Annotated in this window: 25 protein-coding genes, 1 tRNA gene and 1 pseudogene; 18 read left to right on the plus strand and 9 right to left on the minus strand. The window is 41.4% G+C overall.

Features of this window, described 5'->3' with window-relative positions; genetic code table 11:
- Positions 1-14: 14 nt before the first annotated feature.
- Positions 15-878 carry a signal peptide peptidase SppA gene (gene sppA, locus CCON33237_RS02630; RefSeq protein WP_054196270.1) on the minus strand — a complete coding sequence of 288 codons (864 nt, stop codon included), beginning with the start codon at positions 876-878 and terminating at the stop codon, positions 15-17.
- Positions 866-2,083: an aminofutalosine deaminase family hydrolase gene (gene mqnF / locus CCON33237_RS02635; RefSeq protein WP_054196271.1), complete on the minus strand. Its 1,218-nt coding sequence runs from the start codon at positions 2,081-2,083 to the stop codon at positions 866-868. Before mqnF ends, sppA begins: the two co-directional genes overlap by 13 nt.
- 84 nt (positions 2,084-2,167) lie before the next feature.
- Here mqnF and aroQ point away from each other — a divergent pair, with 84 nt between their 5' ends.
- The 15 genes from aroQ (at position 2,168) to CCON33237_RS09840 (ending at position 12,606) form a co-directional block, all read left to right on the plus strand.
- Positions 2,168-2,647, plus strand: a complete 480-nt coding sequence (gene aroQ / locus CCON33237_RS02640) for a type II 3-dehydroquinate dehydratase (RefSeq protein WP_004317604.1) — start codon at positions 2,168-2,170, stop codon at positions 2,645-2,647.
- Positions 2,644-3,669 carry a M24 family metallopeptidase gene (locus tag CCON33237_RS02645; protein ID WP_054196272.1) on the plus strand — a complete coding sequence of 342 codons (1,026 nt, stop codon included), beginning with the start codon at positions 2,644-2,646 and terminating at the stop codon, positions 3,667-3,669. The genes aroQ and CCON33237_RS02645 overlap by 4 nt, the downstream gene beginning before the upstream one ends.
- Positions 3,666-4,142: a 2-amino-4-hydroxy-6-hydroxymethyldihydropteridine diphosphokinase gene (gene folK / locus CCON33237_RS02650; RefSeq protein ID WP_054196273.1), complete on the plus strand. Its 477-nt coding sequence runs from the start codon at positions 3,666-3,668 to the stop codon at positions 4,140-4,142. Before CCON33237_RS02645 ends, folK begins: the two co-directional genes overlap by 4 nt.
- Before the next feature lie 9 nt (positions 4,143-4,151).
- Positions 4,152-5,519 (plus strand): flagellar biosynthesis protein FlhF, encoded by a 1,368-nt coding sequence (flhF, locus tag CCON33237_RS02655; protein WP_054196274.1) that lies wholly within the window; start codon positions 4,152-4,154, stop codon positions 5,517-5,519.
- Entirely contained in the window at positions 5,512-6,378 is an 867-nt protein-coding gene (locus CCON33237_RS02660; RefSeq protein ID WP_054196275.1) for a P-loop NTPase, read from the plus strand. The genes flhF and CCON33237_RS02660 overlap by 8 nt, the downstream gene beginning before the upstream one ends.
- Before the next feature lie 13 nt (positions 6,379-6,391).
- Positions 6,392-6,736 (plus strand): hypothetical protein, encoded by a 345-nt coding sequence (locus CCON33237_RS02665; protein WP_021090750.1) that lies wholly within the window; start codon positions 6,392-6,394, stop codon positions 6,734-6,736.
- A complete protein-coding gene (locus CCON33237_RS02670) occupies positions 6,708-7,412 on the plus strand; it encodes an RNA polymerase sigma factor FliA (protein WP_054196276.1) in 705 nt (234 codons plus the stop codon). Before CCON33237_RS02665 ends, CCON33237_RS02670 begins: the two co-directional genes overlap by 29 nt.
- Positions 7,412-8,515, plus strand: a complete 1,104-nt coding sequence (fliM, locus tag CCON33237_RS02675) for a flagellar motor switch protein FliM (protein WP_054196277.1) — start codon at positions 7,412-7,414, stop codon at positions 8,513-8,515. The genes CCON33237_RS02670 and fliM overlap by 1 nt, the downstream gene beginning before the upstream one ends.
- The gene (gene fliY / locus CCON33237_RS02680) at positions 8,505-9,353 is read left to right on the plus strand and encodes a flagellar motor switch protein FliY (protein WP_054196278.1); all 849 of its coding nucleotides are present in this window, start codon (positions 8,505-8,507) and stop codon (positions 9,351-9,353) included. Before fliM ends, fliY begins: the two co-directional genes overlap by 11 nt.
- The gene (locus CCON33237_RS02685) at positions 9,353-9,946 is read left to right on the plus strand and encodes an LOG family protein (protein ID WP_054196279.1); all 594 of its coding nucleotides are present in this window, start codon (positions 9,353-9,355) and stop codon (positions 9,944-9,946) included. Before fliY ends, CCON33237_RS02685 begins: the two co-directional genes overlap by 1 nt.
- A 48-nt stretch (positions 9,947-9,994) precedes the next feature.
- Positions 9,995-11,017 (plus strand): tRNA 2-thiouridine(34) synthase MnmA, encoded by a 1,023-nt coding sequence (gene mnmA, locus CCON33237_RS02690; RefSeq protein WP_054196280.1) that lies wholly within the window; start codon positions 9,995-9,997, stop codon positions 11,015-11,017.
- Positions 11,018-11,129: 112 nt separating this feature from the next.
- Positions 11,130-11,204 (plus strand) — tRNA-Asn (locus CCON33237_RS02695).
- A 407-nt stretch (positions 11,205-11,611) separates the two neighbouring features.
- The gene (locus CCON33237_RS02700) at positions 11,612-11,803 is read left to right on the plus strand and encodes a hypothetical protein (RefSeq protein WP_148817096.1); all 192 of its coding nucleotides are present in this window, start codon (positions 11,612-11,614) and stop codon (positions 11,801-11,803) included.
- Between the two features lie 34 nt (positions 11,804-11,837).
- Positions 11,838-12,209 (plus strand): hypothetical protein, encoded by a 372-nt coding sequence (locus CCON33237_RS09835; protein WP_234402258.1) that lies wholly within the window; start codon positions 11,838-11,840, stop codon positions 12,207-12,209.
- A 148-nt stretch (positions 12,210-12,357) separates the two neighbouring features.
- Complete coding sequence (locus CCON33237_RS09840) at positions 12,358-12,606, plus strand: hypothetical protein (protein ID WP_234402257.1); 249 nt, start codon at positions 12,358-12,360, stop codon at positions 12,604-12,606.
- On the opposite strand, the pseudogene CCON33237_RS02710 reads toward CCON33237_RS09840, so the two are convergent.
- Positions 12,593-13,347: pseudogene (locus tag CCON33237_RS02710) on the minus strand (IS1595 family transposase). The gene CCON33237_RS09840 and the pseudogene CCON33237_RS02710 sit on opposite strands and share 14 nt — an antisense overlap.
- 17 nt (positions 13,348-13,364) lie before the next feature.
- On the opposite strand from CCON33237_RS02710, the gene CCON33237_RS02715 reads away from it, so the two are divergent.
- The 3 genes from CCON33237_RS02715 (at position 13,365) to CCON33237_RS10060 (ending at position 17,142) form a co-directional block, all read left to right on the plus strand.
- Positions 13,365-13,664 carry a hypothetical protein gene (locus tag CCON33237_RS02715; RefSeq protein WP_141089929.1) on the plus strand — a complete coding sequence of 100 codons (300 nt, stop codon included), beginning with the start codon at positions 13,365-13,367 and terminating at the stop codon, positions 13,662-13,664.
- Between the two features lie 360 nt (positions 13,665-14,024).
- Positions 14,025-14,369 carry a hypothetical protein gene (locus tag CCON33237_RS02725; RefSeq protein WP_054196284.1) on the plus strand — a complete coding sequence of 115 codons (345 nt, stop codon included), beginning with the start codon at positions 14,025-14,027 and terminating at the stop codon, positions 14,367-14,369.
- Positions 14,370-14,898: 529 nt separating this feature from the next.
- Entirely contained in the window at positions 14,899-17,142 is a 2,244-nt protein-coding gene (locus CCON33237_RS10060) for a molybdopterin oxidoreductase family protein (RefSeq protein ID WP_234402256.1), read from the plus strand.
- A 201-nt stretch (positions 17,143-17,343) separates the two neighbouring features.
- On the opposite strand, the gene fdh3B is transcribed toward CCON33237_RS10060, so the two are convergent.
- The 6 genes from fdh3B to tupB form a co-directional block, all read right to left on the minus strand.
- On the minus strand, positions 17,344-17,985 hold the full coding sequence (gene fdh3B, locus CCON33237_RS02740; RefSeq protein ID WP_054196286.1) for a formate dehydrogenase FDH3 subunit beta: 642 nt from the start codon (positions 17,983-17,985) through the stop codon (positions 17,344-17,346).
- A gap of 1 nt (position 17,986) precedes the next feature.
- Positions 17,987-20,797, minus strand: coding sequence for a molybdopterin-dependent oxidoreductase (locus tag CCON33237_RS02745; protein WP_155463287.1), 2,811 nt, complete (start codon positions 20,795-20,797; stop codon positions 17,987-17,989).
- Between the two features lie 47 nt (positions 20,798-20,844).
- Positions 20,845-21,021: a twin-arginine translocation signal domain-containing protein gene (locus CCON33237_RS02755; RefSeq protein ID WP_054196289.1), complete on the minus strand. Its 177-nt coding sequence runs from the start codon at positions 21,019-21,021 to the stop codon at positions 20,845-20,847.
- Positions 21,008-21,733 (minus strand): TorD/DmsD family molecular chaperone, encoded by a 726-nt coding sequence (locus CCON33237_RS02760; protein ID WP_054196290.1) that lies wholly within the window; start codon positions 21,731-21,733, stop codon positions 21,008-21,010. The genes CCON33237_RS02755 and CCON33237_RS02760 overlap by 14 nt, the downstream gene beginning before the upstream one ends.
- A 301-nt stretch (positions 21,734-22,034) precedes the next feature.
- On the minus strand, positions 22,035-22,988 hold the full coding sequence (gene tupC / locus CCON33237_RS02765) for a tungstate ABC transporter ATP-binding protein TupC (RefSeq protein ID WP_054196291.1): 954 nt from the start codon (positions 22,986-22,988) through the stop codon (positions 22,035-22,037).
- 94 nt (positions 22,989-23,082) lie between these two features.
- On the minus strand, positions 23,083-23,775 hold the full coding sequence (gene tupB, locus CCON33237_RS02770; protein WP_054196292.1) for a tungstate ABC transporter permease TupB: 693 nt from the start codon (positions 23,773-23,775) through the stop codon (positions 23,083-23,085).
- Between the last annotated feature and the right edge of the window lie 13 nt (positions 23,776-23,788).

The raw sequence follows: 23,788 nt of genomic DNA on the forward strand, positions 1-23,788 counted from the left end.
ATGTATTGCTTTGATTATTTGAGCTTTGTCTCAAAAAATGCATTAAAAAGCGAGTTTATACCTTGCTTTGTAAATTTATCCATTATTTTTTCAATAGCTGGTTTTTCTTGCCAGATTGGCTCACCGACCATGCTTAGGTGTGCTAGAGTATCTTGAGCATCAAAGTAGCTACCCATGCTATCAATTAGGCGCATTTTAAGGGCATTGTGAGCTAAAAATACCCTTGCGTTTGCCCACTCATCTTTTTTCTTGATGTCTAAATTTCTAGCCTCCGCTACGTCGCTCACAAAGAGCATGTAGGCATCATTTACGAGCCCTTGTAGGCTCTCACGCTCCTGCTTGCTCCAGCTCCTCATAAAGGTGCCAGCTTCTTTAAGCTCGCCAGCCTTCACTACCTGCTCGCTCACGCCTAAATTTTTGGCTAAATTTTCGATGTTTGCCCCTTGCATGATGACGCCGATTGATCCTATGAAAGCACCTGGATTTGCGACGATAGTATCGGCATTTACGCCAGCGTAGTAGCTGCCACTTGCCATGTTACCAGCTGCGTAAGCGAGCACTTTTTTGCTCTCTTTTAGCCTCTTGACCGCCATAGCAAGCTCCACACTGGGACTTAGTGAGCCGCCTGGGCTGTCGATGTAGAGCAGCACGCCTTTGATGTTGTTATCAAGCCTTGCTTTTTCTAGCGACTCTAAGATCTCGCTTGTGTCAAGTATTGTGCCGACGATGTCTATTCGGGCTAAATTTGGCTCTTTTATCTTGCCACTTGGCGCAAATACGAAAAATAGGATCAGTAAAAATATGAGCGCCTTAAAGTAGTTGTTGATAAATTTAAAAATTCCCAAAATTCCTCTAAAAATAAGCCTTAAAATTTGCAAATTTTGCCTCCGATATATAGTTTTTTAGCCTCGTTTGTGTGAAGTATGAGCTGTAATATTAGCTCACTGTCATCGCACTCTAGGTCGTTATAGATGGCCAGATCGGCCGCACGTCCAGCTCTTATCTCGCCGTTATTCGTCCTAAGTGCCTTTGCGCCTTCATGCGTTGCAGCGACAAAAAGTCTGGTGGCAAGCTCGTTTAGATCAAGGCTAGCGTGGGTAAATAGGGCGGCTCTTAGTTCATGCCAGAAATTTAGGCTGATATTTGAGCTAAGACCGTCTGTGCCGATATTTAAGCTCACATTGTTTTTGAAAATTTCTTTTAAATTTAGCGCCTTTTTGCCAAGTAGCCTGTTTGAAACGGCGCAGTGTGTAACGCTATGATGAGGCTTAAATTTAGCAAAATCACTCACATAAACGCAGTGCGTAAATAGCGTATTTATCTCACGAAACATCTCAAAATAGCTCTTAGCGTCATACATCGGCCTTGGATCTGGGCTAAATCTTAAAAGATGTTTTTTAAAGCCACCACTGCCACGTTCTAGCCACTGCTTTTCAGCCTTGCTCTCTAAAAAGTGTGTGCTTACAAGTAGCTCATCTTTTTTAGCCATTTCAAGGGCAGCTTTGGCAAGCTTGGGGTGCACAGAGTAGGGCGAGTGCAGCGAGATGGCTGGGGTGAAATTTTTGTTTTTATAGCCCTTTGTCTTTTCAAATTTGGCTAAGAAATTTTGCAAATTTTGTTCGCACATCTTCTCGCTTGAGCCTAAAATTTCACTAAAAAGCACGACTTTTAATGGGCTGCTGGCTAAAATTTCAAGATCCGAGCCAAAGCTAGAGATCTCGCCAATAGTGCAAACTCCACTTTTAAGCAGTGAATTTATAGCCCCGTTCATCGCTTTTTTGGCGTCCATTTTGGCTAGTTCGCTCCCTTTGTCGATGATAGAGCCAAGCCATTTTATAAAGTCGCCGTATTTTAGGGTGCTGACGTTTGAGCTAAACTCTAAATGAACGTGAGTATTTACGAAGGCCGGGGCGATCACGCTATCACTAAAGTCACAAATTTTTGCCTCTTTAAATTTCTTAATCGCTGTTTTTTCGCTTAAAATTTCTAAAATTTTATCGTCATCGATGACAACACAAGAATTTCTTAAAATTTTTGGATTTTCTCCGCCAGTGATGATCTTTTTTGCTTTTAGAATTTCCATTTTTGGCCTTAAATTTTTGTTATTGTAGCGAAAATTTAGGAACGAAAATGTATAATTTAGGCTATTTAATCAAAAAGGAGTGACATGGATAAGAAGCTAAAAATAATGGTTATCCAAGGCCCAAATATCAACATGCTTGGCGCTAGAGAGCCAGGAATTTACGGCGTTATGAAGATGGAGGACATCCACTCTCAAATGAAGATTGTCGCCGATCAAAACGACGTCGAGATTGAGTTTTTTCAAAGCAACCTTGAGGGTGAGCTAGTTGATAAGATACAAGAGTGCTTGGGCGATGCTGACGGCATCATCATAAACCCAGCTGCTTACACTCACACATCAATAGCTATCCGTGATGCGCTAAGTGCGGTTGCGCTGCCAGTTATCGAGGTGCATATCAGCAATGTTTATAGAAGAGAAGAATTCCGCCACAAAAGCCTTATAGCGCCAGTTGCAGCAGGCCAGATCGTGGGCTTTGGACCAGTTGGCTATCATTTAGCAATGATAGGAATGCTTCAAATTTTTGAGCAGATAAAAGCAGTAAGAGCAAATCAAAAAGCACAATGAATTTCATCTTAAAGGACGAAAACGCCGTATATTATGAGTGTGGCTACAGCTGCGACAATGAATTTTTGCTATGCCTTGATGGCGTGAAGTACTTTTTCACGGACGCGAGGTATTACTTCGAGGCAAAAAGCTGCGTAAATGCTGGCGTGGTCGTTCTTTTAGCGCAGAGAAATTTAATAAGCGAGGTCAGGGTATTTTTAAGGAAAATGAAGCCAAGTAGCCTCGTTTTTAACCCTGACGAGTTAAGCTTAAGCGAGTTTAATGCACTTAGCAAGGGTTTTAAGATAAATTTCAAGCCAAAGGCAAATTTCTCTAGACTAAAGAGAATTTGCAAAAGTGAGGATGAGATAAAAATTTTAAAAAAAGCTAGCGAATTTGGAGCAAAATGCTTTGATGAATTTGCCAAATTTGTCCGTGAAAATGGCGAAGGAATGAGCGAAAAAGAGCTTCATTTTAATGCTTCGCTCATATTTAGGCAAAAAAACGAGCTAGGTCTTAGCTTTGATCCGATCGTGGCGATAAACGAAAATGCCGCAAAGGCGCATGCGCTGCCTGGGGATAAAATTTTAAAAAAGGGCGATTTGTTGCTACTTGATGCTGGGGTTAAATTTAACCGCTACTGCTCTGATCGCACGAGAACTGCTTGCTTTGATGAAAATTTTAACTTCTCAAAGGAGCAAAAATTTAAAAACGCCAAGATGCAAGAAATTTACGATATCGTAAAAGAGGCTCAGGCTGCTGCGATAAAGGTCGCTAGAGCTGGCGTTAAGGCGTGCGAGATAGACCTTGCAGCAAGAGATGTGATAGCAAGGGCTGGATATGAAAAGGCTTTTTTTCACTCGACAGGACACGGAGTGGGTGTAGATATACACGAGCTTCCAGTCGTCTCAGCAAGGAGTGAAACGCTCATAAAAGAGGGTATGGTCTTTAGTATAGAGCCTGGAATTTATCTAGAAAATGAATTTGGCGTGCGTATCGAGGACGTGGTGGTCGCAAGAGAAGGTGGGTGCGAGATTTTATGAAGCTAGCTGGAGCAAGAAAGATCGTAAAAAGCCGTTTTTGCCCTAGCTTTTTTCATAAAAGAGATGAGTTTAAGTATGAGGCGCTAGTTGGTATGGGTGGCAACATCGGTGACAGCGCAAAGAGGTTTGATAAATTTATAAGAGCGATTAAAAGTGATAGTAGGTTTCATGTAGTTGAAGTCTCGCCGATCCTTATAAATGCGGCGTTTGGCTACAAAGCGCAGGATGATTTTAGTAACGCTGTTATAAATTTACAAACATCTATGAGCCCTAGAGAAACTCTAAAAATTTTGGGGCACTATGAGAGTAAATTTAAGCGCGTGAGGACGTTTAAAAATGCACCACGTACGCTTGATCTGGATATTTTGTATTTTAGTAAAAAAGTCTATAAGACGCCGCGCCTTATCGTCCCGCACCCAGGAGCTGATAAGAGGCTTAGCGTTATCGTGCCACTAGGGCTTATGAGAAGTTAAAGGATATAAATGGCTACAAAATTTCATACTTTTACAGGTGAGAGTACCATTGAGGCTTTGAAAAAGGCTCAAGAGACGTGCGGCGAAAAGGCCATACTAGTTACTACAAAGCAAATTCAAGCCAAAACAATAAACAAAAAGCCACTTTATGAGATTTTAGTAAGTGTCGAAGAGGACGACGTTAAACAGCCTCCAAAGCCAAATGCAAAAGCCATAAACTACGAAAATGCCTATTCTAAATTTAATAAAAACTATGAACCTACTAAGCCAAAATTTGAGATAAAAGAAGAACCGGCTAAATTTGAGGCAAAGACAGCGTCGCCCGAGCCTTACGATCCAAATGAGAGCGTGCTTCTAAATATCTCAGCTGCTGCAAAAGAGATAAGCACGATCGCAAATGTAAATATCGATGACGTCAAAGATAAAGAGTCGAGCATACCAAATGGTATGAATAAAAAAATAGACGATGTGGCAAAGCAAGTAAGCGTGTTAAGCGAAAAAATAGGGCTCATAACTGACATGATCTGGGATGAAAAAGCCCCAAATCGCAATAATCTCTCGATCCCGCCAGAATTTGCTAGCATCTATAAGCTCGCAAAACAAAGCGGTATGAAAGAGGAGCATTTAGAGGCGATCATGCAAACGACGCTTGAAAATTTGCCAGTCTCGATGAAGAGCAATCCAACCGCAGTAAAGAGATATTTCTATTCGCTTTTGCGGAATATGCTGCCATGCAGAAAAGAGCCAAGCGATAAAAAACAACGTATCATGATGCTAGTTGGCCCAACTGGAGTTGGTAAGACTACGACTCTTGCAAAGCTAGCGGCTCGTTTTGCTTACGGCAATGAAAAGCGGTATAAAACAGGCATCATCACGCTTGATACGTACCGTATCGGAGCGGTTGAGCAGCTATTTCAATACGCTAAAATGATGAAGCTGCCCATTCTCGATGTTATCGAGATAGATGACTTTCAAAATGCTATCAAACAGCTTAATTATTGTGATGTGATACTTATTGATACGACTGGAAATTCGCAGTATGACAAAGAAAAGCTTGAAAGGCTTGATAAATTTTTAAAGCATAGCGGTGCAAAGATAGATGTAAATTTGGTTCTTTCGGCTGGCTCAAAGGTTGAGGATCTAATAGAAATTTATAATGGATTTTCATTTTTGGATATTGACACGCTGATAATCACCAAATTTGATGAGACAAAAATTTTTGGCAACGTCTTTTCGCTGATATATGAGACAAATACACCAGTGAGCTACTTTAGCGTGGGTCAAGAGGTACCTGATGATCTTGTGGAGGCAAAGAGCGAATTTTTAGTAGAGTGCGTGTTTGACGGCTTTATAAAGCAAAAGGCTAGCGATGAATAATCAAGCGCAAAAATTACAAAGTTTAGTCCAGTCTCAAAGCAAGAGCAAAAATACACATTTTATTGCGATAACTAGCGGCAAAGGTGGTGTTGGTAAGAGCACGATAAGTGCAAATTTGGCAAATGTTTTATCAAAAAATGGCTACAAAGTAGGGCTATTTGACGCTGATATCGGCCTTGCAAACCTTGACGTCATCTTAAATGTAAAAATGGGTAAAAATTTACTTCACGTGCTAAAAGGTGAGTGCAGCCTAAAAGATATCTTGATACCCATAAATAAAAATTTGATCCTCATTCCTGGCGAGAGCGGCGATGAAATTTTAAAATTTAACAATCAATTTTTATTTGAGAGGTTTTTAGATGAGGCGAGCGAGCTTGATGAGCTTGATTTTTTGATCATTGACACCGGAGCTGGCATAGGCGGTAGTACGCAGCTATTTTTAGAGGCGGCTGATGAGGTTGTAGTGGTGACAGTGCCTGATCCTGCAGCGATAACCGATGCATACGCTGTCATAAAGATCGTCTCAAGGTTTAAAAATAGTGAGCTTTTGCTTTTAAATATGGTAAAAAATGAAGCAGAAGCGACTAGAATTTATGAAAATATAAAACGCGTTGCTAATGCAAATATCGGGCCTAGCTTAAATTTAGAGCTTATAGGATTTGTGGCTTCTGATAAGAATGTTTCAAGAAGCATAAAACAACGAACGCTTTTTACAGACGACGCTGCTTATGCTGAGCCTAGTGCTCAGATAAAACAGATAGCTTCGAATTTACTTTATAGGTTGGAACGAAAAGTGCTTGACGATGAGCAAAGCAGGAGCTTTGGGGGCTTCTTTAAGCGTTTGATAGAACAATTTTAATGGAGATTGAGCTTTGCGTGCAGAAAATTTTATAGCATTTTTTACGGTTTGTGGCTTTTTTGTAGGTATAGTTTTTACCTTGCTAAAGGTGAGTGAGCCTATCGAAATGCTAGTTTATACACTAGTTATTACTTTGTTTTTTTATCTTATAATTCACATTGTTATCATGAACTACATCGATGTGAAAAGGGCTTTAACTAAAATTTTTGACAAACAAAAACACGAAGAGATCGCAGACTATCTCATCTCTGAGCTAAATACTAGAGAAAAGCGTATGGAAAATATAATGGTAAAAATGACTGCTGAAAATTTTGATTCTGGTAAACGAAATGCACGAGTTAAAGCAAAAGCAGCTTAACGCTTATAAAAACACGATAAAAAAGGAACAAGACGAAATCGTCTTAAAATATATGCCAGCACTGCGTGCAATGGCGTTTAGACTTAAAGAGAGGTTGCCATCAAGCATAGATACAAATGACCTAATAAGCATTGGCGTTGAGGAGATGATAAAACTTAGCAGGAAGTATGACAAGGAGCAAAATGACTCTTTTTGGGGTTATGGCAAAAAGAGAATTTATGGCTCTATGCTTGATTATCTAAGGACGCTTGATGTTGTTAGCAGAAGCGATAGAAAGCTAGTAAAGAGCATAAATACCGAGATAGATAACTACTTTAATGAATTTGAAGAAGAGCCAAGCGATGAGTATTTGGCCGAAAAGCTTAATGAAGATATTGAGAAGATAAGAGAGGCAAGAGGCGTTAGCGGTATTATCACTATTTTGCCAATAGACGAGCAAATGGAGCTAATTGGTCAAAATGACGTCGAGAAAAGCATTGAGAGAGAGGATCTCATTTTAAAAATAGAAGAAGCTTTAAAAGATTTTGACGAAAGAGATCAGATGTTGGTTCAGCTTTATTATTATGAAGAGCTAAATTTAAAAGAGATAAGCCAGATCATGAATATCAGCGAGAGTAGAATTTCACAAATTCATAAACGTTTGCTTGATCGTATCAGGCGTAGCTTGGGGGTTTAATGGCTGATATTTTAAGTCAAGAAGAGATAGACGCGCTACTTGAAGTTGTCGATGAAGATGGCGATACGAGTAATATTGAGGTCGAAGAGAGATCGCAGGGCGAACAAAAGCAGATCATTATTTATGATTTTAAGCGCCCAAACCGTGTTAGTAAAGAGCAACTTCGTGCGATAAAAGGTATCCATGACAAGCTTGCTAGAAACTTAGCTAGTCAAATTTCTAGTGTGATGAGAAGTATTGTCGAGATCAGACTTCATAGTGTTGATCAAATGACTTATGGTGAATTTCTGATGAGTTTGCCAAGTCCAACTAGTTTTAATGTCTTTTCTATAAAACCACTTGATGGAAACTGTGTTTTGGAGATAAATCCAAGCATTGCTTTTCCAATGATAGATCGTTTGCTTGGCGGAACTGGTGAAAATTTTGAAGCAAATAGAGAACTAACTGACATTGAGGTAAATTTACTTGATGCGGTGCTTAGAATGATCATGCAGCGTCTAAAAGAGAGCTGGTCAATGATAACTGATATGTACCCAAATGTGGAAGCTAAGGAGAGCAGTCCAAATGTCGTACAGATCGTCTCTCAAAATGAGATCGTCATCATGGTCGTTATGGAGATCATAGTTGGCGGATCAAGCGGTATGATAAATTTATGCTATCCAGTCATCTATCTTGAACCGATACTCTCACGCCTTGCAAACAGAGATATTATGCTTGGCGAAACAAGTGCAAAAAAAAGTAGAAATAAAGAGCTAAAAACACTTATCGGACGAGCAGAAATTTTATATGAGGCCATACTTGGCAAGTCGATCATTAGCGTAAATGAGTTTTTAAATTTAAAAGAAGGCGATATTTTAAGGCTTGATAGAGGAGCTGATGACAAGGCGATCGTTTGTATCGATAAAAAAGAAGTTTTCTTAGCTGAGGTTGGGCTTCATAGATTTAGAAAATCTATAAGGATTGAACAGTTAATACGCTCTGATAAAGATGAGATCAAAAATATCTTAGAAAAATACGAAGAAGAGCGAAAAGCAAAGCTAATGGCGTATGAAGCTAATGAGCGCAAAATGGAAGAAGAAGAGGACGACGAAGATGATGAATGATTTTTTTAATATATTTTCTAATGAATTAAAAGCTACTATCGAAGGACTTACGGGCAGAGCTCCAGAGGTTGGTGAAAGAAATGAATTTGATGCACCAACGCAAAATGGCATAAAACCGCCGGTAGTGATGGCTAATATCTCTTTAAGTGGCGACATCAATGCTAAAACAGAGATAGTATGCACTCCAGTTTTAATAAGTGCCATTAGCGAATGGATGATGGGCGAAGAGGAAATTTCAAAGAATGAAAATTTAGGCAGTGATGAGCTTGACGCCGCAAAAGAGATATTTTCAAACCTTTTTAGTGCTTTTAGTACATCTTTGGGCGCTCAAAAGGGCATGCCAAAGATAAATTTTGAAGTAATAAATGTAAATTTTTTAGATGAAAATTCTTCGCTTGATTTTAGTGTTTATGAAAAGCTATTTTTATTTAATGTAAAAATCGAAGATCTAAGCGAGCATATCGGTTTTGCTTGCGATCATTCGCTAATGAAATTTTTTGAGCCAACGAAGACTGAAGCACCAGCTGCACCAGCAAGCACTCCTCACATAGCTAAGGGCGATTTTAGCGCTGAAGAGATGAGAAATATCGGTCTTATAATGGACGTTAGGCTACCTATTCGTGTTCGTATCGGCTCAAAAAGAATGCTTTTAAAAGATGTGCTTACTATGGATATTGGCTCAGTTATTGAGCTAAATCAATTAGCAAACGATCCGCTTGAAATTTTGATCGGCGATAAGGTAATAGCTCTTGGCGAAGTCGTCATAATCGATGGAAACTTTGGCATCCAGATCACTCAGATAGGCTCAAAACGCGAGAGGCTTCAACAGTTAAAATAATGAATAATGAATTAGTTAGTGATCTTTTAAATTTTCCAAATGTCTTAAAATATAAAAATAAAAATGTTACCTTCTTTGGCTCGGCTAGATTTGATGAAGAAAATTTCTACTGCAAAAAGGCTTATGAACTAGCTTATAAGCTAAACGCGCTAGGATACGCCATCTTAACTGGTGGCGGAGACGGCATAATGAGAGCCGCAAACAAGGGCGCGTTTGATAGTGCAAAATCGCCAAGCATAGCCTTAAATGTGAGACTTCCGTTTGAACAAAATACAAACCCTTACGTCACAGCAAAATATCTCTTTTCAAATTTAAGCCCAAGAAAATTTGCACTTACCGATCGTTCAGTCGCATTTGTCGTCTTTCCGGGTGGCTTTGGCACTCTTGATGAACTTTTTGAAATTTTAGTACTTGCTCAAGTTGGTAGCAAAAAAGTAAAAATTTTTCTTTTTGGGAGCGAGTTTTGGCAAGGGCTTGATGAGTTTATAAAAAATACGCTAGTTAGCCAAAAAACAATAAAAAAAGAAGATATAAATTTATACAAAATCACCGATGATTTAGAGCTTATTGTAGATGAAATTTTGGCTATTTAAAAATAAGATATAAAATATCCCCTTTTAAATTTCAAAGAGGTAAAAAATATGAAAATAATGGTCGCAATGAGCGGTGGTGTAGATAGCACTATGACGGCTAAATTTCTGCAAGAAGCTGGTCATGAAGTGCAAGGTTGCTATATGATGCTACATCAAAAGCCAGGATATCACGAAGAAAATATCAGAAAAGTAAAAAAAGTAGGCGAGTATCTTGGCATAAAGGTGCATATTTTGGATCTGCAGGAAAAATTTAACGAGTTTGTCTATGATCCTTTTGTGAAGCTTTATAAAGAGGGCAAGACGCCAAATCCTTGTGCTTTGTGCAATAAATTTATAAAGCTTGGTGCGTTGCTTGATTTTGCAAAGGCAAATGGCTGTGAGAAGCTTGCTACTGGGCATTATGTGCAAGTTATTGATGGATTTATCACATGTGCAAAAGATCCTAGCAAAGATCAAAGCTACTTTTTAGCCCAAGTGCCAAAAGAGATATTAAAAGATGTTATTTTCCCGCTTGGGGATAAATTTAAAAAAGATATAAAAGAGCTTGCAAGAAGTGTAAAAGTGCTTGAAGAATTTGCTACGCAGGCAGAAAGTAGTGAAATTTGCTTTGTGGAAGATACTTATATCGAAGTTTTAAATAAGCATTACAATACAAATTTGCCAGGAAACGTAGTTGATAAAGACGGCAAAATAATCGGCCGCCACCAAGGTTATATGCACTATACTATCGGTAAACGCCGTGGTTTTGAGGTTTTCGGCGCCCATGAGCCACATTTTGTTATAAAGATAAATGCCGATAAAAACGAGATCGTCGTAGGAACAAAAGATGACTTGGCTCAAAAGGTAGTCGAGCTTGAAAACGTAAATTTGTTTATAGATAAAGATAAATTTGAGTGCGAAACTAAGATAAGATATAGAAGCCCTAAACTTGATGCTTTTGTTGAGGTTGATAAAGAGGATAAAACAGCGAAACTAACGCTAAATCAAAATGCACTTGGTGTGGCACAAGGCCAGCTTTGTGTTATGTATGATGGCGATAAGGTTATTGCAAGTGGATTTATAAAAGGCTAGTTTTAGCCTTTTATAAAAATTTATTGGGCTCTGTACGATTTTTTCTAAATTAAGCTAAAATTTATTGACAAAACATATCTTTTCGTCTATAATACGAGCTCTTTTCAAGTGTTCCGGATTAGCTCAGCGGTAGAGTAGGTGACTGTTAATCACTTGGTCGCTGGTTCGAACCCAGCATCCGGAGCCATATATACCCAAAAATCCATTTTAAGCCCCGATTTTACCGATATTTCAAGAGCTTTAAGCTTTATTGGTTTATTAAATTGGTTCCTTATTTGTTCCCGAAATTTTTTAATATTCAAATTTCTTACCAAGCTTTCTAAGTTAATCTAAGATACTTTATTTTTGTTTTTAAAAATACGAAAATAATTTTTTACTCTCAATTACTCTAAAATACCCTAAGGAACCATAGGGTATTAAAAATTTTTCGAAAATTACTTAAAAATCATTCAAAAATGCAAAAGTAAACGAAAAGTTGCTGTAATTAGTTATGTAAGAACTAAGCAGAAGGAGAAAAATAATATGCTTAAACTATATAACGACGTAGGGTACAAAACGCTTCTTGAGCACATATCTAGCCAATATAAAGGAAAAGTGGTTTTAGACAGAAAGCAAACCGCAGGGGTTCTTGACATCGGTGTATCTACTCTTGATCTTCGTATATCGCAGAGCAGAGATATTCCACGTTATATCAAAATGAGAGATGCAAAGAATTCTCGCATGGCGTTTGCGATAACCGATATTGCAGCTTATATTTTTCAAAAAAGGGTTAAAACATGCTCTTAATTTCTATAGTAGATAATAAAGAAAAGGATCAAAAATGAGTAATGCCCTTCAAATAGGCGGACACAACATGGTCCTTTGTGTAAGAAGCGAGTTTTTAACCTTAAAGAAGACTGCAACAAGATATGAGCACAATGTTAGAGAGGCTAAGCATGCCTCTAAAATCGGATATCTTAGAGGTAACAGCCGAAATAATAGATACATAGTGCTTAGCGAATATAACGATAACGGCAATATGCGAGAGATCACAGCAGGAGATAAAGAATTTAGTGATAAGAAATATATAAAAGCACTTTTGAGAGAATATCACGAAAAGATGAAAGCCGACTACGAAGCTCAAACTAAAATCTATAAAAACGGCAAGGCGGTAAAGAATCGTTGGCGAAACAATATGGTTGGGTTTTCCTAAGTGATCATAAGTTTCGGCACCGAGCGTCCAAAGACCCCAAAGAAGGACTAAATCAAACCGAAGTTAATTTTGTTAATGCTCAAGTTTCGCTTGACAGAGTTCTTAAATTTGCGAGATCGTACTGTGCAAAATATGGCGAAAGTGTTTATTGATTAGCGAACATAACGACGAAAAGACCAAGCATTATCAGCTTATTTTTACGAACTACCAATTTGAAAACCATAAAAATCTTAGGTTTAACGGCAAAGGCGAGACGTTAAAATTTGACAGAAGTATGCAAGAAATGGGCGGAGCGGCATTTGAAGGCATTGCTCTAAGGGGTGAGATCGGCAGTAAGGCAAGACATAAAAATCTAAAGCAAATACACCTAGACGAAAAAGAGTTTAACGACAAGTAAGAGCTAAAAAATTAAAGGCCCAATTAAACTTAAGCAGATTCTCTCTTATCAATTTTAATAGTTTTTGATATAAGTTTTCCTGTGTAGTTTTAGTATTATATCTAAATTCGCACTCTTTAAGATGAAGCAAGAAATTCTCTTTCTTAATGCCTTTAAATTTAGATAATCTATGCTTGGCATATCCCCAGAAGTTTTCTATGCCATTGATATGATTTTTACCGTTTGCAAATTCATTCTTTGAATGCTTTACTCTATAATGAGCTTTAGCTCCGTAATCAACCAAGCCATCATAGGCCTTCCAACAATCAGAGTAAATAACGCTCTCGTCCAGATCGCTAAATTCTGATAGTATGGGTATTAGTTCATTTGCAGAACAGTTTTTAACTATTTGGGTATAGACCTTACCGTCACGCTTTAACATTTCGAACACCGATGTTTTATTTGCCGCGTTTCTGCCTCTTTTCTCAAAGAGAGCGCAAGCGCAAGACCTCTTACTCCCTTAGCTCCAAAGTAGCTTTCGTCAATCTCTATCTCGCCTGAAAACTTAGATATCTTCTCACGCTCTTTAGACATAAGAATTCTTATTTCTCTAAAGATTTTACATAGGGTTGCTTCTGAAATTTTAGTTAAATTCGATATCTTTGATGCTTCTATATCTTCCGCGAAGTACTTTAGAATTTCTCTAAATTTCTTCTCTGAAATTCGGGAACGGATTATATATTTGTTTTTCATCGAACTCATCGTAACTTAATGCTCCTTTGCGTGAGCTTAAGTTAAAGAGAGCCAAAAATTATAAAGAAAAAATGCTGAAAGAACACACTCTTTTAGCAGTATTTTCTTTGCCTTCGGATGTCTTTCATCCCGGCTCTTCTTCAGTAGCGTGTTGTATGGTTTTTGAATTGGGTGTTAGGTATTCTTACACCCATAAAATATTTTTTGGATATTATAAAGATGATGCTTTTCAAAAAAGAAAAAAATTAGGTAGAGTAGAGAAGGCTGAGGGCTCGTGGGCTGAAACGGAGAAAGAATGGCTTAATCTTTATCGTAAAAAAAATTAAAAAGACGGAATCTCTGTTTTAAAAACAATAAATGCAAATGACGAATGGTTGGCTGAAGCATATATGAAAACAAACTTATTCTAGTATATCAATAAAGAATTTTGAAAAAACCGTAAGAGAATATGCGTCTTTTGTCGTAAAATTAGGAAAAGCAAATCTGAGCAATACTGCACCTAAGATGCAAAAAATAAATAAAAATTTAAATATTTCTAATTGGAAGTATTTTGAATTGGGAACTTTATTTAAAATTGAATCAACAAAAGGAAATAATACTAATAATTTAATAGAGGGGGGGCGAGACGTTGCGTATATAGCTGCAAAAAAAAGAATCAAACGGATACGAATTTATGTGGTCGCTTAATGACAATAAAGAATACATTTCAAGGGGCAATTGTATTATTCATACAACTTGAGCAAGGAAGCGCAGGCTGCTCGCTGTATCAAGGATATGATTTTATCGGAATGAGTGGAAAGACTTTCTGTGGATACAGTGAACGCCTAAATAAATATAATGGATTGTTTTTAACCACTATATTAGACTTAAAAAGAAATAAATTTTCATACAGTAGAAGTTGGACAGGCGATAGGCTCCTAAAAACAAACATTTTGTTGCCAGCCATAAAAATAAACGAAACCGATTTTGAGCCAGATTGGGATTTTATGGAAAATTACATAAAAACACTAAAATTTGCGAACATTATTTAGATTTAATAAAAAAATGAATTTGTGCGGATACTACATAATGCCGAAAAATATCGGAGCCGAAAGAAGAAGCAAAAGTTAAATACGAAATGATAGAAAATTTATAGGATAAGTTAGCTGTATTAGAAAACTTTAAAACGAAGGTTATTAATTTTATCTCAAAAATAAGCAATCTAATACCGAATTTTAGTAGGTTGCTAGATGACGAGCCTAGAGAAATAAAAAATGAGATAAAAGGCAAGATGTATAGTAGGGATGAGATGGGGATATAAGCAAGTTATCGGCAGCAAGAAATCTTTAATAGATTGTTATAGAGTGGGTACCGGTAGGACAAATTTTATCAAAATGACTAATATGTGATTTTTGCTTTCAAAATACGATTTTAAAGGCAAATTTAGCCAAAAAAGGAATATTCTAAATTTACATATTACTTAAATAATTCTTAAAAAAATATACTAATCTTAAAACTAAATTTATATTTGCCGTTGTATAATAATCTCATAATTTTTAGTAATACCAGAAAGGAGCAAAAATGGAAGAGATCGTAAAGACCACCTGTCCATATTGCGGTACGGGCTGCGGCATCGATCTTATCGTGCGAAACGGTAGAATCGTAGATGCCAAACCTAGCAAAGACCACCACGTAAACGACGGCGAGCTTTGCTTAAAAGGAATGTTCGGATGGGAGTTCGTAAACTCTCCTAAACGCTTAAGCCGACCGATGATGAGAAAGCTAAACGGCGTCTACGACAAGCACGGAGAGCTTGAAGAAGTGAGTTTTGAGGAGGTTTATGATTTCCTTGCGGATAAATTTAAATCCACCGTCGCAAAATACGGCCCAAGCTCGATCATGGGCTTTAGCTCTGCGCGCTCAAATAACGAAGATAACTACGTTTTCCAGAAATTTTTCCGCGCTCAGGGCAGCAACAACGTCGATCACTGCGCCCGTCTTTGACACGCTCCTACAGTGGCAGGTCTTGCCAGCACGCTAGGAAACGGAACGATGACGAACGATTTGGTCGAATTTGCGACTGACACGGACGTATTTTTACTCATCGGTACCAACACAAGCGAGTGCCACCCGATCATCGCTATGCAGATGCAGCGCGGCCTTCAGCGCGGCGCAAAGATGATCGTCGTAGATCCAAAGCGCACCGATATGGCTAAAAAAGCCGATATTTTCTTGCAAATCCCGATCGGAGCGAATATCAAAACGCTAAATACGATGATGCATGTCATAATCGCCGAAAATTTGCAAGATAGCGAGTTTATCGAGAAGTACTCCGAGGGATTTGAATATCTAAAAGAAGCGGTTAAGGACTTTACGCCTGAGCGTTTCGAGCGAGAAACCGGTATAAAAAAAGAGCTCGTCATAGAGGCAGCTAGAATGTATGCTAAAGCAGGTGCGGCGGCGATTTGCTACACGATGGGTATCACTCAGTTTAGCGACGGCACGTCAAACGTCTTTTCACTATCAAATTTGGCCGTTTTAACGGGAAATTTAGGCAAAAAGGGTGCCGGCGTAAATCCTCTGCGCGGTCAAAACAACGTCCAAGGCGCATGCGACATGGGCGCGCTGCCTAACGTAATCCCGGCAGGCGCGGTAAATAGCCCTTATGCACAGGAGCAAGCGCGCAAAGTATGGCACTTTGAGCTAAATCCGGTTCCGGGCTTTAAGCTAACGCAAGCGCCGGATAAAATGGATAGCGGCGAGCTAAAAGTCCTCTACGTCTACGGCGAAAACCCCGTAATGAGCGACCCTTGGACCGAGCACTTCGCCCACGCCGTGCATCATCTAGACTGCTTTATAGTGCAGGATTTGTTTTTCACAGAGAGCGCGCATAAGGCCGATGTGGTGCTACCTGCCGCGGGCTGGGGTGAAAAGGACGGAACCTTTATCAACACCTCTCGCCGCGTCCAACGCACGCGCAAGGCTAGTGAGCCCGTTAACGGCGTGGAGCCCGACTGGAAGGTCGTTTGCAACATCGCAAACCGCATGGGGCTAGAGGGGTTTGATTTTGCGAGCCCTGAACAAATTTGGAACGAGCTAAGGGAGCTTATGCCTAAATTTTTCGGCGGTATCAGCTACTATAGACTAGGCAAGCTAGGCGGTATCAGCTGGCCATGCCCGGACGAGGAGCATCCGGGTACGCCGGTGCTTTACGCAGATCACAAGTCCATGCTGCCTGGCGGCAAATTCCGCTTCGCGCCGGTACTTTACGTAGATGATAAAGAGGAGCGCGCAAAGGCTGAGGCTGAATTTAGAGCCAAGATGAATATCCCGGACGGCTACCCAGTCGGTAGCGGCGCGCTTAGTGAAGTGCCTGATGAGGTATATCCGTGCCTATTTACGACCGGACGCAAGGTCTATCACTACCACACCGGCACGATGACTAGAGAGTGTCCGGCTCTTGAATACGGTGCTGGCATCGAGGGCGCGCTCATAGAGGTGAGTCCCGATATCGCTCGCGAGAGGGAGCTAGAGGAGGGCTGCTACGCGCTCGTACAAAACAAACGCGGTCAGATCGCCGCCAAACTGCGAGTAAATCCGGATCTAAAAGAAGGCACGATATTTACGACCTTCCACTACAGCGAGGCCGACGGTAACGAGCTAGCAAACGCCGGCGATCCCGATCCGCTCTCAGGCATCACGCCGCTAAAGATGACGATAGCAAATATCAGGCGTCTAAGCGAAGAGGAATTTATCAAATTTAGAGAGCAAAACGAGATGTCGATGCACTCGGCAAATCCGTATTTATCGCCTGTTAGGGCTTAAATTTAGGGCGGGAGACCGCCCTTTTCTACTTAAATTTTATCTACATATTGATTTCAAATTTATCCGCATTCAAATTTGACGAACTATCTATGTAAATTTAATGAAGCGAAAAGAAGCGTGAGTTAAATTTGACGCAGTCAAACCGCGTCAAATTTGATGAGATTGCTCGCCCCTGCAATCTCGTCAAGAGCGAGCTAAATTTTAAGATTTTATTTTAAGCCTGTCGCCCGCGTAATAAGCAAGCTTCCAGGTCGGAGTTTGTTTTAGGTCTTTAAAGCCGTAGCCGCGAGCCTTGACTCTGTCGCCATAGATTTTTTCTATCATTGCGGATTCGCCTACTAGCAGCGCCTTTGTCGAGCACATCGCCGCACAAACCGGCACTTTGCCTTCGGAAATTCTATCCTGTCCGTACTCTTCACGCTCGGCTTCGCTATTGGTCGGTAGCGGACCGCCTGCGCACATCGTGCACTTATCCATCGAACCTTTGGCTCCAAACACTCCCTCGCGCGGAAACTGAGGCGCGCCGAACGGACACGCGTATAGACAGTATCCGCAGCCGATGCAGATATCTTTGTCGTGTAGCACGACGCCGTCGGCTCTGATGTAAAAACAATCAACCGGGCAAACCAGCGAGCACGGAGCGTCCTCGCAGTGCATGCAAGCTATCGAGGTTGATATTTCCTTACCTGGTACGCCTTCGTTTAGCGTAATGACGCGGCGACGGCGGATGCCAAGAGGCAGCTCGTGAGCCTCGTCGCAAGCTACCGCACAGCCGTTACAGTCGATGCATCTATCGTCGTCGCAGTAAAATTTAAGTCTATTGTTATCGTTAAATTCGCTCATTTTACGCCTTTTCTATGCGGCATAGACCGCTTTTGGTTTCAGGAATCTGAGTGTTTATATCATATCCGTAGTTAGTGACGGTATTTGCGCTCTCGCCTACCGCATAAGGCTTGGTGCCTTCCGGGAAATTACCAGTCATATCAACGCCTTGCATATAACCCGCATAATGAAACGGCATAAAGATGGTGTCGGGTTTAACGGACGGTACCACTCTGGCGCGCACCTTAACCTTAGTGCCTTCAGGCGAATGAACCCAGATGAAATCCCAGTTTTTAATGCCGTGTTTAGCCGCAAGTTCAGGGTGGATATCCGCAAACATCTCAGGCGTCAAGCGGCTTAGATACATACTAGCTCTCGTCTCCATGCCCGCGCCGCTAAAATTTACGAGGCGAGCCGTCGTGAGGATAATAGGAAATTCTTTTGAGTAGTCCTTTGCTAGCTGGACGGATTTAAATTTCGTATCGACGCGGTTTTGAAGTTTCTTATCCTCAAAGCTCGGATACTTCTGCGCTAGATCAAATCTAGGCGTATGCAGCGGCTCTCTGTGAAGAGGAATTTGATCCGCAAAAGTCCAAACGATCGTCCTAGCTCGTGCGTTGCCGTACGGAGCGATGTTTTTCTCCATGCATTTTTTAGCGATGATATTACTATCGTCATGTATCCAGCTGCCGCCTATTTTAGCCTTTTCATCTTCGGTTAGCGTGATGCCTAGCACCTTTTCGATGTTATCTTTTTTGATCTCCGGATATCCGCCCTTGACAAACGAATCTACGGGCGCACTACCGTTTGCGGCTAATTGGCTAACTCCGTTATGCTCTAAGCCGAAGCGGTTTCTAAAACCCATACCGCCTTGCCTAACGGACTTGTTTATATCGTAAAGTATCGGGCTGCCCGGATGATCCTCTGTCCAGCACGGCCACGGCAAGCCGTAGTATTCGCCTTCGACTACGGTGCCCGGTTTTCCTAGACTTGTTTTTTCGTCAAATTTATCCCAGTTTTCTTGGTGCTTTTTGAGCCTTTCCGGAGTCCAGCCCGTCATGCCGATAGTTTTTATTATATTTGCAATCTCGCGCGTAGCGACCTCAGGCCACTCGATCTTACCTTCGGCGTCTCTGATCGTGCGCGTTAGCTCGTCATAGTAGCCTAGCCTTTTGGCAAGCTCGAATAAAATTTCGTGATCCGGCATACTCTCAAACAAAGGCTCTACGACCTGGCTTCTCCACTGGCCGCTGCGGTTTGTCGCTACGACCGTACCGCTGGTTTCAAACTGCGTCGCCGCAGGCAGTATATAGACGTCGTCTTTTTTGTCAGTTATCACGCCGGCATCGTTTACGAAAGGATCTACCAGTACTAAAAGCTCAAGCGCATCTAGGCCTTCTTTTACTTTTACTTGTTGCGCGGTTGATGTGATACCGTTGCCGATTACCACTAAGGCTTTTATACTGTCGCCGGCATTATCTACGGCTTCGTTGCCGTTTTTACCGTCAAGCACGCCCGCCCACCATTTTGATAGCGTAAATCCGGGCTTAAACATCATTTCAGGCTTAACGAAATTCTTTTGGAGCCATTCAAAATCGACCTTCCACATCTTAGCGAAGTATTTCCAGTTGGCTTCGTTTTTTGGATAGTACCCGGGTAGCTCGGTCGGCAAATTCGCCATATCCGTCGCGCCTTGAACGTTGTCGTGGCCGCGAAGGATGTTACAGCCGCCGCCGCTAACGCCCATATTTCCTAGCACTAGTTGCAGGATCGGAGCGATACGGGTATTTGAGCTGCCTATGGTGTGCTGAGTTAGACCCATCGCCCAAACGACCGATCCCGGGCGATTTTTAGCGTAAACTTCGGTTATCTCAAGAAGCGTCTCTTTTTTGATCCCGCAAACATCTGCTACGACTTCAGGTGTCCATTTGGCAGCCTCTTCGCGGATCAGATCCATACCGTAGACGCGGTCGTTTATAAATTCCTTATCTTCCCAGCCGTTTTGAAAGATGATATTCATCATGCCATACATAAAAGGTATATCCGTGCCGGTACGAATTTGAGCAAAATAATCAGCCTTAGCCGCAGTTCTCGTGTATCTTGGATCGACCACGATTAGCTTTGCGCCGTTATTTTCCTTCGCTTTTAGAAAATGTCTAAAGCCGACCGGGTGATTTACCGCCGGATTTGCGCCCACTATAAAGATAGACTTCGCGTTTTGGATATCTCCAAGATGATTTGTCATAGCTCCGTAACCCCAAGTATTCGCCACACCGGCGACTGTAGAGCTGTGTCAAAGACGTGCTTGGTGATCTAGATTATTAGTCCCGAACATCGCTACGAATTTGCTTATATAATAGCTTTGTTCGTTGCAATCTTTTGCAGAGCCTAGAAACATTACTTGCTCTGGATTTTTTTCGCGATACGCTTTTAGTTTGGTGCCGATTTCATCAAGAGCCTCTTTGTAGCTGATGCGTTTCCATTTGCCGCCTACTTTTTTCATCGGGTATTTTACGCGGCAGTGAGAGCGCACCATATCGATGACGTCGCTACCCTTACAGCAGTGGCCACCAGCGCTTACCGGGTGATCTTGAGCTACCTCTTGGCGTACCCAAACGCCGTTTTCTACCTCGGCGCGCACTCCGCATCCAACGGAGCAAACCGTACAAACGGTTTTTACGATTTTAGAGTTTGGAAACGGATTTGCCATTTCTTCTTTTGTGGCGCTTCTAGTTACGCCGCTAGCAGCCAGCCCGCTCATGCCGCCCGCTACGCCTGCTAGCGCGGCCATTTTTAAAAACGATCTTCGCCCGACTGCGTTTGAGTGGGGCATAAGACGTAAATTTGCCTCAGACATATTTATCCTTTCTTAAATTTTTATTATTTTGCTTGTTCGTAGTATAGATCCCAGTTTTTGCTTCTTTTATAAAGCACTTCGGTCTTTTTGCTTTTGCCGTATTTTAGGTTTGACGCCACTGCCGTCGCTACTCCGGCCGTAGCCGCTACAGCTCCGACTAGCCCCGCCTTTTTTAAAAATTCTCGCCTATTTTTTTGCATTTTCTTCCTCCATAGCTTTTAGCTTTCTCACTCGGTTTTTTTGTCTTCTTATAGCCTCAGATCTTGAAACTCCGTCCAAAGTCTTTTTGTTTTCGCCGTGATTTATAGGACGCGGCGCGCTTAAAACTACGCGCTCGAACTCGATAAATCCTTGCAGTAGTACCGCGACGTCTTTGTAAATTTCGCTACTTTCGTGATTAAAAAGACTCTTTATAAACTCATCGATGTTTGGATTTATGACCTCTTTAAAAAGCTGCTCCTCTAGCTCGCCGTATAGCTCACGCTCGCCCTCGCGCGCGATAAATTCGCTCATCAGCGCAAATACAAAGCCCACGTTGTCTTCGTTTTCTTTAAATTTAGCCTCGTCGCGTCTAAGATCGGTGCTGGCTAAAATTTTACGCACTTTCGCGCAAGCATGCCCGACCTCGTAGCCCTCGTCGTAGTACGACAGTGAGTTTCTAAGAGGGCTTGGCGGAGCGTGGAAAATTTCATCGAATTCATCCACTAAATTTTGCGGATTTTTCTCGTCGAATTTTGCCTGTATGCGCATTATGGCAGCGGCCGATTCCTCGTTTAGAGCGTGCGCTGCGGCAAGGTCTAGTATCGCGTTTACGCCTGCAAATCTATCGGCGTCTTGGCTAAAAACGAAAAAACGCGAAAATAGCGAGTAGTAAAGCCCGCGTCCCGCCGCAAATTCGCCCTTGCTAGTCATCGCCTTCCTTTATCATTTTTGTCTATTTTTTGATATTTTTTTCGATCATGAAACTATACTACTTTTTGGCTTACTTCTTATACTTAAAAAAAAATAAATTAAAAAAATTAATATATGCTTAAATATGCCTTAGTTGCATATTACTTACGGCGAATTTTAGGGGATAAAATAAATATGAAATTTCCGCATATATATTGCATTTACGCTTCATTTTGATATTTACTTTTAACTAGGCTCTTTTAACGGGCGTTAAACGAGTCTAAATTTAAAATTTGAAGCGAAATTTGCAAAATTTCAGGGCTCACTCAAGCCCCAAAAACGCTTCCTCGTCAAATTTAAAATAAATCATCTCGCCGACGTTAAAATTTTGCGAATTCTCCGCCAGCGTTTTTATTAAAAAGTCGCCGACTTTGATTTTCACCAAAAGCTCTTTGCCAAGATAGAGCGAAACCGAGTGCAAGATGCCCTCAAGATAGCCTTCTATCAGCGTTTTGCTTAGCGTTATTTTACTTGGATTTACGGCGATCTTTACGGCGTTACGTAAATTTTGCGGTAAATTTACGCTCGCGTTTTCGTCAAATTTTAAAACCCCGTCCCGCGTGTCGAATATATTTTTGTACTCGAATTCGCACACGCGACCTTTGTGCAAAAAGACGTTTTCTTCGGCGATGGCGGTTAGCCATTTGTCGTCGTGGCTAGCGATCACAAAGCCGCAGCCGTATCTTTGCCGCATGTAAAGCACCGCCTTGCCAAACAGCTTTGACGTGCCCACGTCCACGCTATTTGTCGGCTCGTCGAGTAGATAAAGACGCGATCTAAGCGCCAAATTTAACGCAAAGCTAACGCGCTGCGTCTGTCCGGAGCTAAGCTCAAAGTGACGCTTGTTTAAAAAACTCTCGTCAAGCCCGACCAAATTTAACGCCTCGCTCGCTCGCTCGTCAAATTCCCCCAGCACTCCGCGGCTTTTTAAAACGGCCCTAAAATTTTCCCTCACGGAGCGTTTTAAAAGTGCCGGTTCTGGCAACAAAACGCTAACGTCGCGCAGTAAATTTAGACTAGGCGCGCTGCTTTCCCACAGCCGCACCTCGCCGCTAGTTGGCTTTTGTAAAAACGACATTACACGCATCAGCGTGCTTTTGCCGCTGCCGTTGCTGCCCGTTAGCGCGGTGATTTTGGTAACGTCGATATCAAGGCGCGGGATGTTTAAAATCTCGCTCGCGCCGTAGTTTAGGCGTAAATTTCTAACGTTTATCACTTTGCGCCTTTACCGTTAAATTTAAACAAAGGGCTCAAATTTGACGCGCCCAGCCCGCTTTTTGCGATCGTAAAATTTCTAAATTTATCAAATTTCATCTATCAAGCCTTTTTAGCGCATGTATCGCCAAATTTACTGCAAATGCGATAAAAATAAGTACCAAAGCTAGCGCGATACCCATCGCAAACTCGCCCTTGTTCGTCTCCAGCGACACCGCAGTCGTGATCGTGCGGGTAAAATATTTGATATTTCCGCCGATCATCATCGCCACGCCCACCTCAGCCACGATGCGCCCGTACGCCGTCGCTACGACCACCATCAGAGCATACCTTAGCTCGTAAAGCACGCAGCCAACTAGCCGCGGCGCGCTCAGGCGTAAATTTAAGATCGTTAGATAGTGTTTTTTGTCCATATTTTCCACGACGCTAGCGCTTAGCGAGATGATGATAGGTAGTGCTAGCACAAACTGCCCCAGCATCACGGCTTTTAGCGTAAAAAGCAGTCCAAACTCGCCAAACGGACCGTTTCGCGTGATAAATGCGTACAAAATAAGCCCGATCGCGACCGTCGGCATCGCAAGCGCCGTATCGCTGAGCAGTCTCAAAATCCTGCGCCCTTTAAAATCGTAAAATCCCAGCGTAAATCCTAGCGGAAAACCGACTAAAATCGCAAAAAATATCGAAACGCTTGAAGTGTAAAGCGTCGCCCTGATCGCCGAATACGTCTCCTCATCGCCGCTAAAAAGCAGCCTAAAGGCCTCTAAAAATCCGTTTAGTAGAAAGTCCAAATATTATTTCTCC

The organism is Campylobacter concisus (assembly GCF_001298465.1).
Classification (GTDB): Bacteria; Campylobacterota; Campylobacteria; order Campylobacterales; family Campylobacteraceae; genus Campylobacter_A; species Campylobacter_A concisus.

Bases quoted from the DNA above. Each gene is read 5' to 3' on its own strand.
- CCON33237_RS02670 (WP_054196276.1), top strand. From the start codon at position 6,708: ATGCACGAGTTAAAGCAAAAGCAGCTTAACGCTTATAAAAACACGATA.
- fdh3B (WP_054196286.1), bottom strand. From the start codon at position 17,985: ATGAGCGAATTTAACGATAACAATAGACTTAAATTTTACTGCGACGAC.
- mnmA (WP_054196280.1), top strand. From the start codon at position 9,995: ATGAAAATAATGGTCGCAATGAGCGGTGGTGTAGATAGCACTATGACG.
- folK (WP_054196273.1), top strand. From the start codon at position 3,666: ATGAAGCTAGCTGGAGCAAGAAAGATCGTAAAAAGCCGTTTTTGCCCT.
- CCON33237_RS09835 (WP_234402258.1), top strand. From the start codon at position 11,838: ATGAGTAATGCCCTTCAAATAGGCGGACACAACATGGTCCTTTGTGTA.
- CCON33237_RS02685 (WP_054196279.1), top strand. From the start codon at position 9,353: ATGAATAATGAATTAGTTAGTGATCTTTTAAATTTTCCAAATGTCTTA.
- aroQ (WP_004317604.1), top strand. From the start codon at position 2,168: ATGGATAAGAAGCTAAAAATAATGGTTATCCAAGGCCCAAATATCAAC.
- CCON33237_RS02725 (WP_054196284.1), top strand. From the start codon at position 14,025: ATGACAATAAAGAATACATTTCAAGGGGCAATTGTATTATTCATACAA.
- CCON33237_RS02660 (WP_054196275.1), top strand. From the start codon at position 5,512: ATGAATAATCAAGCGCAAAAATTACAAAGTTTAGTCCAGTCTCAAAGC.
- fliM (WP_054196277.1), top strand. From the start codon at position 7,412: ATGGCTGATATTTTAAGTCAAGAAGAGATAGACGCGCTACTTGAAGTT.
- mqnF (WP_054196271.1), bottom strand. From the start codon at position 2,083: ATGGAAATTCTAAAAGCAAAAAAGATCATCACTGGCGGAGAAAATCCA.
- CCON33237_RS02760 (WP_054196290.1), bottom strand. From the start codon at position 21,733: ATGACTAGCAAGGGCGAATTTGCGGCGGGACGCGGGCTTTACTACTCG.
- fliY (WP_054196278.1), top strand. From the start codon at position 8,505: ATGATGAATGATTTTTTTAATATATTTTCTAATGAATTAAAAGCTACT.
- CCON33237_RS02645 (WP_054196272.1), top strand. From the start codon at position 2,644: ATGAATTTCATCTTAAAGGACGAAAACGCCGTATATTATGAGTGTGGC.
- flhF (WP_054196274.1), top strand. From the start codon at position 4,152: ATGGCTACAAAATTTCATACTTTTACAGGTGAGAGTACCATTGAGGCT.
- CCON33237_RS02755 (WP_054196289.1), bottom strand. From the start codon at position 21,021: ATGCAAAAAAATAGGCGAGAATTTTTAAAAAAGGCGGGGCTAGTCGGA.